We start from the raw sequence: 18,322 nt of genomic DNA on the forward strand, positions 1-18,322 counted from the left end.
CCCCCTCGGCGCCACCCTCCCCCGCCCCCTCCCGACGGGCCGTCCTCGCCGCGAGCGCGGTGGTCGCCGCGACCGTCGGCGGGGTCGCCGCCAGCACCGGCTCCGCCACGGCGGCTCCCGCACAGGCCGCCGAAACCCGCCGCCGGCTGATCCGGCTGATCTCCCGGATGAGCCTGGAGGAGAAGGTCGGCCAGCTCTTCGTGTCACGGGTGTACGGGCACTCCGCCACCGATCCCGACCAGGCCGACATCGACCTGAACATGAAGGAGCTGGGCGTCCGCACTGCCGCCGAGCTGGTGGCGAGGTACCACGTCGGCGGGATCATCTACTTCTCCTGGGCGCACAACACCCGCGAGCCGCACCAGATCGCCGACCTGAGCAACGGCATCCAGCGCGCCGGGCTCGCCCAGCCCACCCCGCTGCCGCTGCTGATCTCCATCGACCAGGAGCACGGGATCGTCGCCCGGATAGGGAAACCCGCCACCCTGATGCCCGGCGCCATGGCGCTGGGCGCGGGCGGTTCACGGAGCGACGCCCGCCGGGCCGCCACGATCGCCGGGCGGGAACTGGCCGCGATGGGCGTCCGCCAGAACTACGCCCCGGTCGCCGACGTCAACGTCAACCCGGCCAACCCGGTCATCGGCGTACGGTCCTTCGGCGCCGTGCCCGCCGCCGTCGGGGACCTGGTGGCGGCGCAGGTCGCCGGCTACCAGGGCGGGGGCGTGGCCGCCACCTGCAAGCACTTCCCGGGGCACGGCGACACCGAGACCGACAGCCATTACGGGCTGCCGGTCATCACCCACACCCGCGAGGAGTGGGAGCGGCTGGACCGGCCGCCGTTCACGGAGGCCGTACGGGCGGGCATCGACTCGATCATGACCGCGCATATCGTCGTACCGTCGCTCGATCCCAGCGAGGACCCGGCGACGCTCTCCCGGCCCATTCTCACCGGCGTGCTGCGTGAGGAGCTGGGCTACGACGGGGTGGTGGTGACCGACTCGCTCGCCATGGAGGGCGTACGGACCAAGTACGGCGACGACCGGGTGCCGGTGCTGGCTCTGAAAGCGGGCTGCGACCAGCTGCTCAACCCGCCGTCCATCGCGGTGGCCTGGAACGCGGTGCTCGCCGCCGTACGGGGTGGTGAGCTGACCGAGGAGCGGATCGACCAGTCCGTTCTGCGCATCCTGCTGCTGAAGGACCGGCTGGGGCTGCTGCGCGACCCGTACGCCTCGCACCGGGAGGTGGACCGGACCGTCGGCACCGCCGCCCATCTGGCCACCGCGGACCGGATCGCCGAGCGGACCACCACCCTGCTGGAGAACACCGGCGGGCTGCTGCCGCTCAACCGCCGCCGTCAGCCGAGACTCCTGGTCGTCGGCGCGGACGCCAACTCGCCCTCCGGGACGACCGGGCCGCCGGTGCCGGTGCTCGCCGGGGCGCTGACCGAGCTGGGCTTCACGGTGACCGCGCTGCCGACCGGCACCAACCCCACCCCGGCGAAGATCGACGAGGCGGTGGCGGCGGCGGCCGGGAAGGACGCGGTCATCGTCGCCACGTACAACGTCACCGCGGCCGGCGCCCAGCGCACGCTGGTCTCGCGGCTGGCGGCGACCGGGGTGCCGGTGGTGGCGGTGGCGATCCGCAACCCGTACGACGTCGCCCGGCTCACCGGCCAGCGCGCCGTGCTCGCCACCTACTCGTGGACGGATGTGGAACTGCGGGCCGCCGCCCGGGTCATCGCGGGCCGCGCCCGCCCGCGCGGCCGGCTGCCCGTACCGGTGCAACGGGCCGACGACCCGGCGCGGGTGCTCTACCCGGTGGGCCACGGCCTGTCGTACTGAGAGGGCACGGTCCGGAAGGACTTTGAGGGCCCGGTCCGGGAAGGAACCTGAGGGCCCGGTCCGGAAGGAACCTGAGGCCCGGTCCGGAAGGACTCTGCGGCCATGGTCCGGAAGGTCCCGGCGGCCGCCCGTACAAGAGGCCGGCGGCCGCACCCCCTCCTCCGAGGATCTCCTCGTGGGAGGGGGGTACGGCCGCCGGTCGTGTGCTTCGTCGCGCGGTGGCGCTACGGGCGCAGGGTGCGCGTCCGGTCGAGCTGCTGGCTCTTGTCCAGCCGCGAGTCGTAGGTCCGCAGCGGCGCGGCCCGCTCCGCCTGCGGCGCGGAGACTCCGGCCCAGGTCAGGATGCGCTCGGTGGCCTTGGTCCGCTCGGCCTCGACCAGGCCGGCCACGTTGGCGCCGTGGTTGGCGCCGGGCGCGGTGTACACATACGAGTCCCTGGCGCCCCGGTCCACCCGGAACCGCTCGGCGCCCCACGGGTCGTTGCCGCCGTAGACGAAGAGCATCGAACGGGCCCGGGTGCGCACCCAGGAGTCCACGTCCGCCATGGCCAGCGGCTTGAAGCGGATCGGGATGTCCTTCGGCACGAAGTTGCGCGCGGGCTGGTAGCCGTACCGGGTCAGACCCTTGAGGTGCTTCATCTTCAGGCTGGGCGAGCCCATTTCAGTGGCGGCCTGGTAGTAGTACGGGGTGTAGCCCGCCAGGCTCTGGTCGGTGTACGCGGACCAGCCGGAGTACTGGTCGATCACGTCGTACACCTCCTGGTCGGAGGCGGTGGCGGCGGCCGGGAGGTCCGCGCACTGGGCCTCGCCGGAGTACTGCCAGAACGCCCAGACGAAGTCGAGGACGACCGCCTCGTACGCCTTGTCCAGGGTGCCGACCGTGGTGAAGGTGGCGCCCTCGGCCTCGGCCCAGGCCTTGTACGTGGCCTGGAGCGGGGCGCGGCGGACCAGGGCCTCGCGCTGGAGGGCGTTCAGCCGGTCGCGGCACTCCTGGGTGGAGACGGTGGCGAAGAACCGGTCGTACCGGGAGTCCTCGTGCTCCACGACGTCGTTGGGCGCCACATAGGCGACCACGCCGTCCATGTCACGGGGGTAGAACCGCTCGAAGTAGGTCGCGGTCATCCCGCCCTTGGAACCGCCGGTGGCGATCCACTTGCGGTCGTAGATCTTCTTCAGCGCGGTGAAGATCCGGTGCTGGTCGCTGGCGCCCTGCCAGATGTCCAGCTTGGACCAGTCGGCCGGCTGAGGGCGGGACGGGGTGAAGAAGCGGTACTCCATGGAGACCTGGTTGCCGTCCACGATCCGGGTCGGCTCGGATCGGCTGGGCGAGGTCCGGACCGAGTACCCGCTGGTGTAGAAGACGGTCGGGCGGCTGGTGTCCTTGTGCAGCAGGGTCAGACGCTGCTGGAAGGTCCCCTTGCGGGGGTTCCGGTGGTCTACCGGCTGGGTGTAGTTGAGGACGAAGAAGCGGTAGCCGGGGTACGGCTGCTCCTCGATCAGGCTCATACCGGGGATGGCCAGGATCCGGTCCTTGATGTCCGCCTGCGGCCCGGCTGCGGGGCCGGACGGGGCGGCGGCGATGGTGCTGTCGGGGGCCTCGGCGGCGGTCGCCGTGCCGGCCGTGCTCGCGGCGCCTATGAGCACGACGAGTGACAGCAGCCATCTGAGCGCGTTGCGCATGCACCCTCCACGTGGGTTCGCGATAGTCGTCGCGAACCTAGCGGGGGCAACACCCGCCCCGCCAGCCCCGATTACGACGCGGGACGTGCGGCTCGTGTGAAGGTTGGACCGACGTGCGCGGCGGTGACGGGCCGTCAGGCGTTTCCGCCATGGTGGGAGAGGTCATACGGCGGCCTGCCCTCCTCGTGACCGTAGCGCGCCGCTAGCAGCCGAACCAGCCGGTCGCCCCGGACCGCCCCGCCACCGAACCGGTCGCGCGGACACAGCGGTTGAGCGCGTGTACGGTGACGGGCCCGGCCTGCCGGGTGAAGCGCCCCCGGTCCACGGCCGCCCGGCCGCCCCGGGCCTGCACGGACACGGCCATGGCCCGGCGCGCGCCGGGCTTGGCGGCAAGGGTGAGCGCGCAGACGTACTGGCGGTTGCGGTAGACCCGCAGCTCACCGGTGGCGAACTTGATCCGCTTGACGAGCCGGCCGGCGCAGGAGGCACCGGTGGCCCGGACGAAGGAAGCGCCGGCGGCGTGCACGGTGGACGCGGCGGCCGTATGCACCGAGGACACACCGGCGCGAGCGGAGGAGGCACCGGTCGCGTGGGCGGAGGAGGCCGCCGGACCGGCGAGGACGATCAGGCCCACGGCGGTGAGCAGCGCCGTCAGCCCGGCCAGTGCCCGCGCCCGCCGCGGGCCCGGCGCACGGCCTCTCCCTGAGGCTTCCGCCCGGACCGGCCCCTCGGGCCTCTCCGCCCGGGTCGGCCCGTCGACGGACGGACGACGGTCCGGCTGACCGCCGCTCAGGGGTACCACTGCCCAGCCGAACACGACCACCTCCGCACGTCCTTCCGCCGTTCCGCCCGATCTGCCGTTCGGCCGCTGATCCGCTGATCCGCTGATCCGCTGATCCGCATCTACGTGTGTCACATCTGCACCCGCGTGCGCCCTCGTCCCCGTCGCGATCAGGCACAGTCACGCCGGGGAGCCCTGACGAGCACCCCCCACACGGCCACAGCGCACCGCGCCCGACCCTGAGCAGGGACCCGGCCCTCACCGGGGCGGGAGCGAGGCGGCCTCCGGTTTCACCCGGTGTACGACCCGCACTCGTGTACGACGCACCCGACCGCCCCATGGTTGCGCGTCCGGGTGTCCGTACGCGGCGGCCGTGACGGGCGCTCCCCCCGCCCGCACCCTCCGGTCTCGCCCTGCCCCCTCCCGCCTCCGGGTCACACCGAGACCGGTTCGTCCTCGCCTATCCCTATGAACGTCCGCCACAGCTCGGCGTACCGTCCGCCCCGGGCCAGCAGCTCGTCATGGGTGCCGTCCTCGGCGACCCGGCCGTGGTCCATGACCACGATCCGGTCGGCGCGGGCCGCGGTGGTCAGCCGGTGGGCGACCACCAGGGTCGTACGGCGGCCCGCCAGCCGGTCGGTGGCCTGGTTGACCTGTGCCTCGGTGGCGAGGTCCAGGGCGGCCGTCGCCTCGTCGAGGAGCAGCACATCCGGGTCGACCAGCTCGGCGCGGGCCAGCGCGATCAGCTGTCGCTGGCCGGCCGACAGGTTCCTTCCGCGCTCGGCGACCTCGTGCAGATAGCCGCCGTCGAGGGTGGCGATCATGTCGTGGGCGCCGACCGCGCGGGCCGCCGCCTCCACCTCGGCGTCGCTCGCCGCGGGCCGCCCGTAGGCGATGGCGTCCCGGACGGTGCCGGGGAAGAGGTACGACTCCTGCGGGACGACGCCGAGGCGGTGCCGGTACGCGGTGAGGTCCAGCTCGCGCACATCGGTGCCGTCGGCGGTGACCCGGCCGCTCGTCGGGTCGTAGAACCGGGCGACCAGCTTGACCAGGGTGGACTTGCCGGCACCGGTCTCGCCGACGAAGGCCACGGTCTGCCCGGCGGGGATCCGCAGATCGACACCGCTCAGCGCGCGCTCCCCGCCGCCCTCCCGGGCCGTGCCCCCGCCGGGACCGCCATCGCCCGGGGCGCCGGCGCCGACGTCCGCTCCGGCCGGGACTCCGCCTGCGGGGGTGCCGTCCTTCTCCGCTCCGGCAGTGCCGTCCTCGGCCGCTCCGGGGACGGCGTCCTCCGCTCCATAGGCGAACGAGACGTTCTCGAAGGCGATGTCGCCGCGGAGCGCGCCCACCGGCCGGGGCTGGGCCGCGGGGGCGGTGGAGGTGGGTTCACGCAGCAGTTCCTGGACGCGGCCCAGCGAGACCGCGGCCTGCTGGTAGCCGTCGAAGACCTGGGAGAGCTGCTGCACCGGGGCGAAGAACAGATCGATGTAGAGCAGGTACGCCACCAGCGCGCCCGCGCTGAGCGTGCCCGCCTCGATCCGGCCCGCGCCCACCACCAGCACGGCGGCCGCGGCCAGCGAGGCGAGCAGCTGCACGAACGGGAAGTACACCGAGATCAGCCACTGGCCGCGGACCCGGGCCGAGCGGTAGGCGTCGCTGCGCTCGGTGAACCGGTGGGCTCCGGAGCGCTCCCGGCCGAAGGCCTGCACGATCCGCAGCCCGGCCACCGACTCCTGGAGGTCGGCGTTGACCACGCTGATCCGCTCACGGGCCAGCTCATAGGCCTTGACGCTGGAGCGGCGGAAGAAGACGGTGCCGATGATCAGCACAGGCAGCGTCGCGAACACCACCAGGGCGAGCTGCACATCGAGGACGACCAGCGCGACCATGATCCCGAAGAAGGTCACCAGGGAGACGAACGCGGTGACCAGTCCGGTCTGGAGGAACGTGGAGAGGGCGTCCACGTCGGTGGTCATCCGGGTCATGATCCGGCCGGTCAGCTCGCGCTCGTAGTAGTCGAGCCCGAGCCGCTGGAGCTGGGCGAAGATCTTCAGCCGCAGGGCGTACAGCACCCGCTCGCCGGTCCGGCCGGTCATCCGGATCTCGCCGGTCTGGGCCGCCCACTGGACCAGGACGGCGAGCAGTGCCAGGGCGGAGGCCGCCCAGACCGCACCGAGGGCGGCGCGCTGGACGCCGTCGTCGATGCCGTGCCGGATCAGGATCGGCAGGGCGAGGCCCATACCGGCGTCGACCGCGACGAGGCCCAGGCTGACGAGCAGTACGGATCCGAAACCGCGCAGCAGCCGGCGCAGCCCGTAGGAGTCCTCGGGGGTGACGGCGCGGACCTCGTCCACATCGGGGGTGTCGGTGGCCGGGGGCAGGGCGGCGAGCTGGGCCAGCAGCTCCGGGGTGGCCCCGCTCTCCGTGTCGGTGTCCGTGCCGGTCCTGGTGCCGTCGCCCGCCGGCCCGGTGCTGCCGTCCGGCCGCGCGGTGGCTCCGCTCGTCGCGGCGCCGCCCTTGCCGAGTGCGCCGGCCCGGTCGGCGTCGCGCTGCCACAGGGCCGGGGTGATACCGCGCTCGGCGTCGAACTCGGCGTCCAGCTCCTCGCGCAGCCCCCCGGCCACGGCGTCGTCGTCCTCGCGGGGGAGGGCCGGCCGGGTGTGGCCCGGGGAGACGCCGCCCAGCTCGTCGGGGTCGGTCAGCAGCCGCCGGTAGAGCGGGGAGCGGGCCTGGAGCTCCTCGTGGGTGCCGAGGTCGGCGAGGCGGCCGTCGTCCAGGACGGCGATCCGGTCGGCGAGGTTCAGGGTGGAGCGCCGGTGCGCTATCAGCAGGGTGGTGCGGTCCGCCATGACGGAGCGCAGCGCGTCGAAGATCTCGTGCTCGACCCGGGCGTCCACGGCCGAGGTGGCGTCGTCCAGGACGAGGATGCGGGGGTCGGTGAGGATGGCGCGGGCCAGGGCGACGCGCTGGCGCTGACCGCCGGAGAGGGTGAGCCCGTGCTCGCCGACCGTGGTGTCGTATCCGTCGGGGAGGTCGGCGATGAACCGGTCGGCCTGGGCGGCGCGGGCGGCGCGGCGGATCTCCTCGTCGGTGGCGTCGGGGCGGCCGTAGGCGATGTTGGCGCGGACGGTGTCGGAGAAAAGGAAGCTGTCCTCGGGGACCATGCCGATGGCCTTGCGCAGCGAGGCGAGGGTCAGCTCGCGCACATCGTGGCCGCCGACCAGCACCGCGCCGCCCGACACGTCGTAGAAGCGGGGCAGCAGCAGCGAGACGGTGGACTTGCCGCTGCCGGAGGCGCCGACGACGGCGACGGTCTCGCCGGGCCGGATGCTCAGCGAGAACCCGTCGAGGACGGGGCGGCCGTCACCGTAGGCGAAGGAGACGTCCTGGAAGCGGACGCCGGCCGCTTCGTCGGACGGCAGCTCGGTCGTACCGTCCGCCAGCGTGGGCTCGGTGTCGATCAGCTCCAGTACGCGCTCCACGCCGGCCCGGGCCTGCTGGCCGACGGTGAGGACCACGGCGAGCATCCGGACCGGGCCGATGAGCTGGGCGAGGTAGGTGGAGAAGGCGACGAAGGTGCCCAGGGTGATCTGGCCCCGGGTGGCGAGCCAGCCGCCGAGCGCCAGCATGGCGACCTGTCCGAGCGCGGGCACGGCCTGCAGGGCGGGGGTGTAGCGGGCGTTCAGCCGGATGGTGCGCAGCCGGCCGGCGAACAGCTTGCGGCTTGCCGCGCGGATCTTTCCGGTCTCCTGCTCCTCCTGCCCGAACCCCTTGACCACCCGGACGCCGCTGACGGCGCCGTCCGCCACCCCGGCCACCTGCGCGGCCTGGGCCTGGGCGTACCAGGTGGCGGGATGGAGCCGGAGCCGGCTGCGTTTGGCGATCACCCAGATCGCCGGGGCGACGGCGAGTGCGACCAGGGTCAGCGGCACCGACAGCCAGGCCATGATCACCAGGGAGATCAGGAACAGCAGGACGTTGCCGATGGTCATCGGCAGCATGAAGAGCAGGCTCTGGATGAGCTGGAGGTCGCTGGTGGCGCGGCCGACCACCTGCCCGGTGGACAGCTCGTCCTGCCGCCGCCCGTCGAGCCTCACGATGGTGCCGTACATCTCGGTGCGCAGGTCGTGCTGGACGTCGAGGGCGAGCCGCCCGCCGTAGTAGCGGCGGACGTAGGTCAGGGCGTAGACGACGACCGCGGCGGCGACCAGCAGCCCGGTCCACAGGGCCAGCGAGCCGGTGCCCTCCCCGATGACGTCATCGATGACGATCTTGGTGATCAGCGGGACGAGGGCCATCACGCCCATCCCGGCGAGCGACGAGCCCAGCGCGAGCACCACATTGCGCCGGTACCGCCAGGCGTACCCGGACAGTCTCCGCGCCCAGCCCTGCTCTGCCTGCCCCGCCGCCACGGTGGCCTCCCGTCGTCCTGTGGACCCGTCCCGGTCCCGTCGGCTCAGGCGCCGTCCGGAGCGGCCCCACCGGGGCCCGTCCCGTCCGCGACCGCCCTGTTCAAGGGGCCGGCGACGGACCTGATCTTCCGGAAGGCTCCAACGCGGCCCGGACCGGATTTCATCCTTCCGCAACAAACCCCGGCCCGAAGTCCCACCGGGCCGGGGCCCGGGTCCTAGGACCGGCGGTGCCCCGGCCCGGGGCAGCGTGGGGGTGCCGCGGGGTTACCGCGGGGCCGTCATCGAGTCCTGGGCGGGCCGGCCCGGGGCGGCGGGGATGGACTCGGCCGGGGCGGCGGGCGGGACGAAGCCGACGTGGGACCGCTTGGCGCTGCGGGCCGGGAGGGACGCGGCGGCGAGGTCCTTGTGCACCGCCTTGGCGATGGCCTGGATGGTGTTGATGCCCGATTGCCAGTCGGCGTTGCCGTGGGTGAGGACGGTGATCTGGTGGTCGTGCTTCGTGCCGGTGAAGGCGCCGATGGAGTGCACCCGCCAGCCGAGGGTCTTGCGCGGCAGCCAGCCGTTCTTGACGTGGATCCTGGCGTCCTTGGAGGCGCCGGCCGGGGTCCCCCAGCGCTGGTCGGCGACGACCTCGTTCATCAGCTTGAGGAGGTAGGCACGGGAGGCGTCGGTGAGGACCGGGTTCTTCGCGGTGATCAAGGCCAGCAAGGCCTGCTGGTCGCGGGCGGTGATCTGGGTGAGGCCCCAGTAGTTGTCGGCCCCGGGCACGGTCCTGGTCATCCCGGCGGCCTTGAGGAAGCCCTTGATCTTCGTAGTGCCGAGTTGACGCCACAGCGCGCTGGTGGAGTCGTTGTCGGACCTGGTGATCATGGCCGTGGCGCGGGACTTCTCGGTCGCGGTCAGCGAACGACGGGTCTTCTGGGCGTCCCAGAGCAGGGTGGCGAGCACGGTCGTCTTGACCACGCTGGCGGAGTCGAACTTCTGGTCCGGCCGGAGGGTGCACGTGGTCTTGGTACGGCGGTCGTTGACGACCAGGGCGATGGTGCCCTTGCGGCCCTTGACGGCCGCGGTGATGTCCTTGGTCAGCTTGGCGGCGAGACCGGGCGTCTTCGAGGTGCAGACCACGGAGTCGGCCGCGGCGGCGGCCGGGGTGGCCGTCGCGGCGACGGCGGCGGGCAGCAGCAGGCCGAGGGCGAGGGCGGTGGACAGGGTCCCGGCTCCGGAGCGGCGGGCGCTGCCGCGGAGGGGGGACGTGCGGGGGGCCGCGGGCCCCTCGGCTATGGACGGGTCTGCGGACTGGGCTATGGAGAGGTGTCTTTTCACATGACGAAGGACTCGGCGTGCGGCGGAAGGTTGTACGTATGCCGGGTCCCTGCCGTGGCTCGTTACAGCCCCGTGACGGATCGGACGGGTCCGTTGCCGGCGGGGCCCGCCCGGGCCGCCTTGTCGCAGGTCAGCCCGGGCGGGAAGGGCCTGGGGTCAGAGGTGGGTGGGGGCGAACATGCGGAGGACGGCGGGGAGGACGACCACCGAGGGGCCGGGGGTGTTCAGGGCCTTGGTCAGGTCCTCGCGGAGGGCGTCCGGGCTGGTGCGCACCGCGGGGACGCCGAAGGACTCGGCGAGGGCGGTGAAGTCCGGGCGGGCCAGTTCGGTGCCGGTCGCCTCGCCGAAGGCGTCGGTCATGTACTCGCGCAGGATGCCGTAGCCGCCGTCGTCCACGATCAGCCAGGTGACGTCGAGGCCGTACTGCCTGGCCGTCGCCAGCTCGGCGAGGGAGTACATGGCGCCGCCGTCGCCGGAGACGGCGAGGACGGGGCGGCCCGGTTCGGCCGCGGCGGCGCCGAGCGCGGCCGGGAAGCCGTAGCCGAGGCCGCCCGCGCCCTGGGCGGAGTGCATGGTGTTGGGGCGCCGCGCGTCGAAGGCGGACCAGGCCCAGTAGGCCAGGATCGTCATGTCCCAGAAGCTGGGCGCGTCGTCCGGGAGGGCCGCCCGGACGTCGGCCAGCAGCTGCTGCTCCAGGGTGAGTCGCTGGGCGTCGATGCGTTCGCGGACCGCCGCCAGGACCGTGCGTACCCGCTCGGCGTCGCCCCGGTCGGGGCGCGGCGGGACGGTCTCCAGCAGGGCGGTGAGGGCGAGCCGGGCGTCGGCGTGGATGCCGAGCGCGGGGTGGTTGGACTCCAGCTTCCCGGCATCGGCCTCGATCTGGATCACCCGGCCGCGCGGGGCGAAGGTGTGGTAGTTCGAGGAGAGTTCGCCCAGGCCGGAGCCGACGACCAGCAGGACGTCGGCGTCCTCCAGGAAGTCGGTGGTGTGCCGGTCCTCCAGCCAGGACTGGAGGGAGAGGGGGTGCTTCCAGGGGAAGGCGCCCTTGCCGCCGAAGGTGGTGACCACGGGGGCGTTGAGGCGCTCGGCGAGCGCGAGCAGCTTGCCGGAGGCGTCGGCGCGGACGACCCCGCCGCCCGCGATGATCGCCGGGCGTTCGGCGTTCGCCAGCAGCTGGGCGGCGACGGCGGTGAGTTCGGGCCGGGGCACCACCTCGTCCGGGGTGGCGTCCAGGGCGGTGACGACCGGCAGGGTGGTCTCGGCGAGCAGGACGTCCTGCGGGATCTCCACCCAGACCGGGCCGTGCGGCGCGGTGAGCGCGGACTGCCAGGCGGCGGCGATCGCGGAGGGGATCTGCGACTGCGTCCGCACGGTGTGCACGGACTTGACGATGTCGCGGAAGGAGGCCTGCTGGTCGCGGAGTTCGTGCAGATAGCCGTGGCGGCCACCGCCGAGCCCGGCGGCCGGGACCTGGCTGCCGATGGCGAGGACCGGCGCGCTGGCGGCGGCCGCCTCCTGGAGGGCGGCCAGCGACATCAGCGCGCCGGGGCCGGTGGAGAGCAGCAGCGGGGCGGCCTCGCCGGTGATCCGCCCGTAGGCGTCGGCGGCGAAGCCCGCGTTGTTCTCCACCCGCAGACCCACGTACCTCAGGTCCGAGCGGCGCAGCGCGTCGAACATGCCGAGCGCGTGCTGTCCGGGCAGCCCGAAGACGGTGGTGGCCCCCAGGCCGGCGAGCGTCTCGACGACGAGGTCGCCGCCGTTGCGGCCCGCGGGAGGGTTGAGGGCCGCCTCGGTCTGGGCGGCGGTGGGCCGCAGGACGAGGTCGTGGTCGTGGGTCACTTGCCGTCAGCCTCCGTGTCGTTCGAAGTGGCGCGCGCGGCGGCGATCTGCCGGGACATGATGGTGGTCAGTTCGTACGCGGTGTGCGAGGCGGCCACCGAGGTGATCTCGGCGTGGTCGTAGGCCGGGGCGACCTCGACCACGTCGGCGGAGACCAGGTTGCAGGAGGCCAGCCCGCGCAGGATCTCCAGCAGCTCGCGGGAGGTCATGCCGCCCGCCTCGGGGGTGCCGGTGCCGGGCGCGTGCGCCGGGTCCAGGCAGTCGATGTCGATGGAGATGTACAGCGGGCGGTCGCCGATGCGCTGGCGGAGCTGGTCGGCGACCTCGTCGGCGCCGCGCCGGTAGACGTCGGCGGAGGTGACGATGCCGAAGCCCATCTTCTCGTCGTCGGTGAGGTCCTGCTTGCCGTACAGCGGGCCGCGGGTGCCGACGTGGGAGAGCGCGGAGGTGTCCAGGATGCCCTCCTCCACGGCCCGGCGGAACGGCGTGCCGTGGGTGTACTCGGCGCCGAAGTAGGTGTCCCAGGTGTCCAGGTGGGCGTCGAAGTGGAGCAGGGCGACCGGGCCGTGCTTCTTGGCCATCGAGCGCAGCAGCGGCAGCGCGATGGTGTGGTCGCCGCCGAGGGTCATCATCCGGGCGCCGGTGGCGAGCAGGTCGTCGGCGGCGGCCTCGACGGTCTCCACGGCCTCGTTGATGTTGAACGGGTTGACCGCGATGTCGCCGCCGTCCGCGACCTGGGCGAGGGCGAACGGGGAGGCGTCCTGCGCCGGGTTGTACGGGCGCAGCAGCCGGGACGCCTCACGGATGGCGTTGCCGCCGAAGCGGGCGCCGGGCCGGTAGGAGACCCCGGAGTCGAAGGGGACGCCGACCACGGCGACATCGGCGCGGCCGACCTCGTCCAGGCGCGGCAGCCGGGCGAACGTCGCCGGTCCGGCGTACCGCGGGATGCGGGACGAGTCGACGGGGCCGCGCGGCGTGCCGTTGCTGCCGGTGCTGCTCATGTCCAGGGCCTTCCTCTACTGCTGCGTTTACCGCTGCTGCGTTGCTGCGGCGGCCACGGGCGTTCCCGTACCGCTTGTTGGCTTATCAGACCTTTTGGGTCCGGTACTGAGGGTAGTCGCGTCCGGCCCGTGCTCCGGCCGCCGTCACGAGGGCCGCCGTCACGTGGGCCGCCGGAGCCCGCCGCGGAATCCGGCCGGCCGCCGTCACGAGGCGGCCCGCGCCGCCACCGCGTCCGCCGCCTCCGACGGGTCGTGCCCGGCCAGCCGGGCCTTCCAGACGGCCAGCACCGCGGGGTCTGTCGGCGGGGTGGCGAGGGAGACGGCCAGGTAGGCGACGAGCGAGGCGAGCAGCCCGTAGTAGATCGGCTCGGTGGCCAGGACCCCGAACGCGGCCATCAGCCCGACCACGGTCAGCCCGCCCACCGCGACCGCCGCCAGCGCCCCGTACACCGTGCCGCGCCTCCACAGCAGCCCGCCGAGGATGGGCACCAGCAGCCCGCCGACCAGCAGGTTGTAGGCGACGGTCAGCGCCTCGACCACGTTGTTGAGCGCGATGGAGATCAGGATCACGGCGACGCCCATGAGGAGGATGAAGGCCCGGTTGTCCTTGACCTCGTCGCGGGCGGGCTCGGAGGGATCGGCCCCGCCGTCATGGCGCACCGCGCCCTTCAGCCGCGCCCAGATGTCGTTGTTGGCGACGGTGGCGCAGGCGATCAGGGCACCCGAGGAGGTGGACATCACCGCGGCGAGCGCGGCGGCCAGCACCAGTCCGCGCACGCCCACGGGGAGTTCGTCGGTGACGATGGTGGCGAAGGCGTCGTCCGGGCTGCCGAGGTCGGGGTACATCACCTTGGCGGCGGTGCCGATCACCGCGCCCGCGATCGCGTACGCCAGGCAGTACGTTCCGGCCACGGTGCCGCCCCAGCGGGCCACCTTGTCGTCCCGGGCGGTGAACACCCGCTGCCAGATGTCCTGGCCGATCAGCATGCCGAAGGTGTAGATCAGGACATAGGTGAAGATCGTCTGGCCGCCGATGCCGAAGGGCGCGAAGTAGTCGGACGGCAGCTGCGCCTTCATCTCGGCCCAGCCGCCCGCCTTGACGATCGCGATCGGCAGCAGCAGGAGCAGTACGCCGATGGTCTTGACGACGAACTGCACCATGTCGGTGAGGGTGATCGACCACATTCCGCCGAGCGCGGAGTACGCCACCACGATGGTGCCGCCCAGGACGATCGCCGCCCAGCGCGGCAGGTCGAACAGCACGTCGAAGATGGTGGCGTACGCGATGGTCGAGGTGACCGCGAGCATCAGGGTGTACGCCCACATCACCACGCCCGAGATGACCCCGGCCCGGCCGCCGTAGCGCAGGTCCAGCATCTCGGAGACGGTGTACACCTTCAGCCGGGCGATCCGCGCGGAGAAGAAGAGGGAGAGGGCGAGCAGGCCCAGGCCGATGGTGAAGACCATCCAGGCGCCGGACAGCCCGTGGGTGTAGCCGAGGCCGACGCCGCCGATGGTGGAGGCGCCGCCGAGGACGATGGCGGCCATGGTCCCGGAGTACATCCCGGGGCCGAGCCGGCGTCCGGCGACCAGGAACTCGCTCTTGGACTTGGCGCGGCGCATGCCCCACCAGCCCATCGCCAGCATCCCGGCCAGGTAGACGACGATCACTGCGTAGTCGACGGCCATGGGGCCTCCTTCGCTCACCTCGGTGGCGTGTCGTGCAAGGACGTACTGCTCGGGCGGCGGCGCTTGCGGGGACATCCGCCCGTACCCGCGGCCGCCGGTCGGCACGACCTTAGGTGGCCGGAAAGCGACCCTGAAGTGTACGTTTCCTCCACTGCCGAGAGAGCAAGTGGAGGAAACGTCCATGCCCGGACCGGCGGCCGACGGGCCGGAGGGCACCTCCGTAGCGCCGCCCGGCCCGGCGATCCCGCTGTCCGCCCTGCTCGCCGACGAGGAGCTGGGGCTGCGGCTGATCGCGGGCGCCGAGGACCCGGCGGCGGTGGCGGTGCACTGGGTGCACACCTCGGAGATGGCCGACCCCTTCCCGTATCTGCTCGGCGGGGAGCTGCTGCTGACCGCCGGGGTGCAGCTGGCCGAGCCGGAGCGAGGCGCCCGGGCGTACGCCGAGCGGGTCGTGGCGGCGGGCGGCGCGGCGCTCGGTTTTGGCCTGGCCCCGGTGTACGACACGGTCCCGGACGCCCTGGTCGAGGCGTGCGCGCACACCCGCCTCCCCCTCCTGGAGGTGCCGCCGCGCACCACGTTCACCGCGGTGGGCCGGGCGGTGTGGCGGCTGATGGGGCAGGCCCGCCACCGGGAGCTGCGCCGGGTCACCGAGGCGCAGCAGGCGCTCGCCTCGGCGGCGGCCCGCCCGGACCCGGTCCCGGCGGTGCTGCACGCGCTGGCCTCCCGGCTGCCGGGGCGGGCGGTGCTGTACGCGGGTGACGGACGCCGTTACGCGGAGGCCGGCCGCGCGCTGCCGGACGGCACCGAGCAGGCCCTGGGCCGCCTGGCGGCCCGGGTGACCACGGGGACCGCCTCCGCCGCCGACACCGTGGACGGCGCGCAGCTGACCGCGTACGCCCTCGGCGGCACCCACGGTCTGGCGCTCGCCCTCGCCACCGGCCCCCGCGAACCGGGCGACCACACCGTGGCCGGGGTCGCCGTGGTGCTGCTCTCCCTGCTCACCGCCCGCCACCAGGGCGCCGACGAGGCCACCCGTACCGCCGCCCTGGTCCGTTTGCTGCTGGGCGCCGCCCCCGAGGAGGCCGCCGCCCCACTCGGCCCGGCGCCCTGGACCGTCGTCCACGCCCAGGGCGAGGGCCCGCCGCCCGCACTCGGCACCCCGCTGGTCGACACTGGCGACGGCACCGTACGCGCCCTCCTCCCCCACGGGCACGAGGTGGCCGAGCACCCCGGCTGGACCCTCGGCGTCAGCGCCCCGGCCGCCCCGGGCGAGCTGCCCGCCGCCGACGCCCAGGCGTCCCGCGCCCTGCGCCGCGCCCGCGCCGCGCACACCCCCCTCGCCCGCCACCGCGCCTCGGGCCTCGCCGCCCTCGTCGACCCGGCCGAGGCCGCTACCCACGCCTCGGCCCTCCTCGCCCCCCTGGGCGGCGCCCCCCTCACCACCACCCTGCGCGCCTGGCTCTCCCTGCACGGCAGCTGGGACCGCACCGCCACCGCGCTCGGCGTCCACCGCAACACCGTCCGCCAGCGCATCGCCCGCTGCGCCACCCTCCTCGGCACCGACCTGGACGACCCGGACATCCGGATGGAGCTGTGGTTCGCGCTGCGGGCGGGGTGAGGCCGGTGATCGATACAGAGGGTGGGGCGGCGGCCCATTCCGCCTCCCACCGGAGGTACTCCAATTTCGTCTAAGGACGGAGCCGGCGATAGAGCCAGTGACGGGGCAGCCGCGTGCTGCTGAGGTCGGTCGAACGGACGCCGCCGGCGCCAAGCAATCGCCGCTGCCACTACCCGCGGCGTTGTCGCACGATGCTGTAGGGGCGGTCTCGACGAGACCGCCCCTACAGCATTGATGTTCACCTGGAAAAGTGGCGACCTCCACCGGGCCTCAACCTGACGCCATCCTTCCGAGATGATTGGCCCACGACCGCGAGGAACAGATCAGGGCGTAGGCCTTTCGTCAGCCCTCGCGCAACCAGAAGCGTTTCGTCCACCAGTACATGACAGTGCGATCCGGCGGCCACGGCGCCATTTGGGTGCTCTCCTTCTCGAAGGCATCCCGAGCCAGGTCAATAGGCCGCCATCCGGATGGCGGTTCCTCGCCACCGGTTCGCTGCCGTGCGCTTCCCGCGAACCGCGGTTCCGAAGCCCCGGATGCCAGGAAACTCTGCTGGGCTTCCAGGAGGGACGCACGGTTCGCACCCTTCCTCAGCGTCGGCCAGCGAAGTTGCGTGATGTCGTCCTCCCATTTGCAGACCGGACAGATCATCGAGGATCCTGGAGGATCTTCGAACACCCTGGAGCCGCAACACACACAGGGATAGCGGACTGCGGCCTGCCTAGCCCCTCGTTCAAAGTCAGTTGCCTCGCTCACTTCGCCGCCTCCGCCTTCTGGGACGTATGGTGCCCGGCATGTTCTTGAACGCCTGCAATCCGCCCTCGAGTTTATAGAAGGTAATGATGCCCTTCTTGCTCTTCATTCCGAACTCACCGCTCTCGCGGTCGAAGAATCGCACCGTACCGTCGTCGGCTACGTCCTTGACCAACACACCCGGGCGTGTGCCATCGCACTCGCACATGAGGTCCTTGGCCGCCTCCTCGTACTCGATCTGCGTTTCATAGCCCATCTCCGGACCATGCCTGGTGTAGTGATCATCGAGGTTACCCGGACTCGTCCACGCATCACAGTTGTAGACCAGGACCGACTTCTTTCCTGCCATCACATAGTACGTGTGCAGTTCTGCGACGGTCAGGTTGTGGACCCGCTGTTCCGGTACGTTCCAGGAGCGGATCGCGGCAACCTCCGCAGTGGCGCCCGCAGAAGTCCGAAGGAGCATGCCCGGTTCGATGTCCGCGGAATATGTCCAGGAATTGACGCAGCCACCTACCCAGAAAGGGTGCGTACCGGTAGCCGCGACGGAATCCGTCGAGTCGGATTCGGATGGGGAGACGGCCACGTCGACGAGTGCCTTGGCACCCTGCCCGGCAATGGTTGCCTGAACGGGCTGCGCTTCGGTGCGGCCGGTCCTCGGGTCAGTGGCGAGAACCTGGTCGCCTACGCGGACTTTTTCGATCGGCTCAGCCCGAGCGTCGCCCATCAAGACCGGAGTCGTGCCCTGATCGACGACTTCCCGTCGCCAGTGCTCCCGGCGGGCGCGAAGATCGCGATCGGCAGTGGTACGCACACGCTGTACACGATCGACGCCACGGCGGACGGCAGTTACTACCACGACAAGAAGACCGGCAAGGGCCAGGACAAGATCCTGTCCTCCAAGAAGGTCAACTTCGCCCGGGCCACCCAGGCCCCCGTCAACCAGCGGCGCCGCATCAAGGGCGCGGGCATCTGGTACCGGATCTCCGAGGGCGCCTACAAGGGCATGTGGATCGGTGAGGCGTGGCCGAACGTCTTCCTGCGCGGTGAGTACGTGGTGACCACCTACCGCATCCCGCGCACACTCACCATCGTGGCCAACGCGGACGTCACGGCGTACAAGTTCGGTGCGGACGGCGTGACCGGCACGACCATGCCACTGCAGTCGGGCAGCGAGCAGTCCTTCACCTTCGACCGGCGAGCGGTCGTCAACGGCCGCGCGATGTGCCGGATCTCGGCGGGCGCGATGGCCGGGCACTGGGTGCCGGCGAACCAGGTCGTCACCGACGGCCGCGTCTGACGCCTGACGAGTGACCGCCGACGGCCGCGCCTGACGACCGGCGGCCGTGTCCGACCGGCATGACGGCCGAGACCGGCCGACGACGC

At 72.6% G+C, this 18,322-nt stretch carries 12 protein-coding genes; 3 read left to right on the top strand and 9 right to left on the bottom strand.

What is annotated here, in order from left to right:
• The first annotated feature begins 59 nt into the window (after positions 1-59).
• Positions 60-1,841, top strand: coding sequence for a glycoside hydrolase family 3 protein (locus tag M1O15_RS03785; RefSeq protein WP_248631982.1), 1,782 nt, complete (start codon positions 60-62; stop codon positions 1,839-1,841).
• Between the two features lie 224 nt (positions 1,842-2,065).
• On the opposite strand, the gene M1O15_RS03790 is transcribed toward M1O15_RS03785, so the two are convergent.
• From M1O15_RS03790 to M1O15_RS03820, 7 genes are all read right to left on the bottom strand, one after another.
• A complete protein-coding gene (locus M1O15_RS03790) occupies positions 2,066-3,520 on the bottom strand; it encodes a S28 family serine protease (RefSeq protein WP_248631734.1) in 1,455 nt (484 codons plus the stop codon).
• Positions 3,521-3,722: 202 nt separating this feature from the next.
• Positions 3,723-4,046: a hypothetical protein gene (locus M1O15_RS03795; RefSeq protein ID WP_248631983.1), complete on the bottom strand. Its 324-nt coding sequence runs from the start codon at positions 4,044-4,046 to the stop codon at positions 3,723-3,725.
• 689 nt (positions 4,047-4,735) lie between these two features.
• Complete coding sequence (locus M1O15_RS03800) at positions 4,736-8,713, bottom strand: ABC transporter ATP-binding protein (protein WP_248631735.1); 3,978 nt, start codon at positions 8,711-8,713, stop codon at positions 4,736-4,738.
• Between the two features lie 264 nt (positions 8,714-8,977).
• Positions 8,978-9,898: a serine hydrolase gene (locus M1O15_RS03805; RefSeq protein ID WP_248631984.1), complete on the bottom strand. Its 921-nt coding sequence runs from the start codon at positions 9,896-9,898 to the stop codon at positions 8,978-8,980.
• Between the two features lie 294 nt (positions 9,899-10,192).
• Positions 10,193-11,875 carry a thiamine pyrophosphate-binding protein gene (locus tag M1O15_RS03810; protein WP_248631736.1) on the bottom strand — a complete coding sequence of 561 codons (1,683 nt, stop codon included), beginning with the start codon at positions 11,873-11,875 and terminating at the stop codon, positions 10,193-10,195.
• Positions 11,872-12,876: an agmatinase gene (gene speB, locus M1O15_RS03815; RefSeq protein ID WP_248631737.1), complete on the bottom strand. Its 1,005-nt coding sequence runs from the start codon at positions 12,874-12,876 to the stop codon at positions 11,872-11,874. Before speB ends, M1O15_RS03810 begins: the two co-directional genes overlap by 4 nt.
• 204 nt (positions 12,877-13,080) lie before the next feature.
• Complete coding sequence (locus tag M1O15_RS03820) at positions 13,081-14,565, bottom strand: sodium:solute symporter family protein (RefSeq protein WP_248631738.1); 1,485 nt, start codon at positions 14,563-14,565, stop codon at positions 13,081-13,083.
• Positions 14,566-14,746: 181 nt separating this feature from the next.
• Between M1O15_RS03820 and M1O15_RS03825 the strand changes: the two genes are divergently transcribed.
• Positions 14,747-16,183, top strand: a complete 1,437-nt coding sequence (locus tag M1O15_RS03825; RefSeq protein ID WP_248631739.1) for a PucR family transcriptional regulator — start codon at positions 14,747-14,749, stop codon at positions 16,181-16,183.
• A 342-nt stretch (positions 16,184-16,525) separates the two neighbouring features.
• Here M1O15_RS03825 and M1O15_RS03830 read toward each other — a convergent pair whose 3' ends face one another.
• Together M1O15_RS03830 and M1O15_RS03835 are read right to left on the bottom strand one after the other, a co-directional pair.
• Positions 16,526-16,939, bottom strand: a complete 414-nt coding sequence (locus M1O15_RS03830) for a CPCC family cysteine-rich protein (protein WP_308282210.1) — start codon at positions 16,937-16,939, stop codon at positions 16,526-16,528.
• Complete coding sequence (locus M1O15_RS03835; protein ID WP_248631741.1) at positions 16,923-17,750, bottom strand: polymorphic toxin-type HINT domain-containing protein; 828 nt, start codon at positions 17,748-17,750, stop codon at positions 16,923-16,925. The genes M1O15_RS03830 and M1O15_RS03835 overlap by 17 nt, the downstream gene beginning before the upstream one ends.
• Between M1O15_RS03835 and M1O15_RS03840 the strand changes: the two genes are divergently transcribed.
• Positions 17,706-18,236: a hypothetical protein gene (locus M1O15_RS03840; protein WP_248631742.1), complete on the top strand. Its 531-nt coding sequence runs from the start codon at positions 17,706-17,708 to the stop codon at positions 18,234-18,236. The genes M1O15_RS03835 and M1O15_RS03840 overlap by 45 nt on opposite strands.
• The last annotated feature ends 86 nt before the right edge of the window (positions 18,237-18,322 follow it).

Source organism: Streptomyces lichenis (assembly GCF_023218175.1).
GTDB lineage: Bacteria > Actinomycetota > Actinomycetes > Streptomycetales > Streptomycetaceae > Streptomyces > Streptomyces lichenis.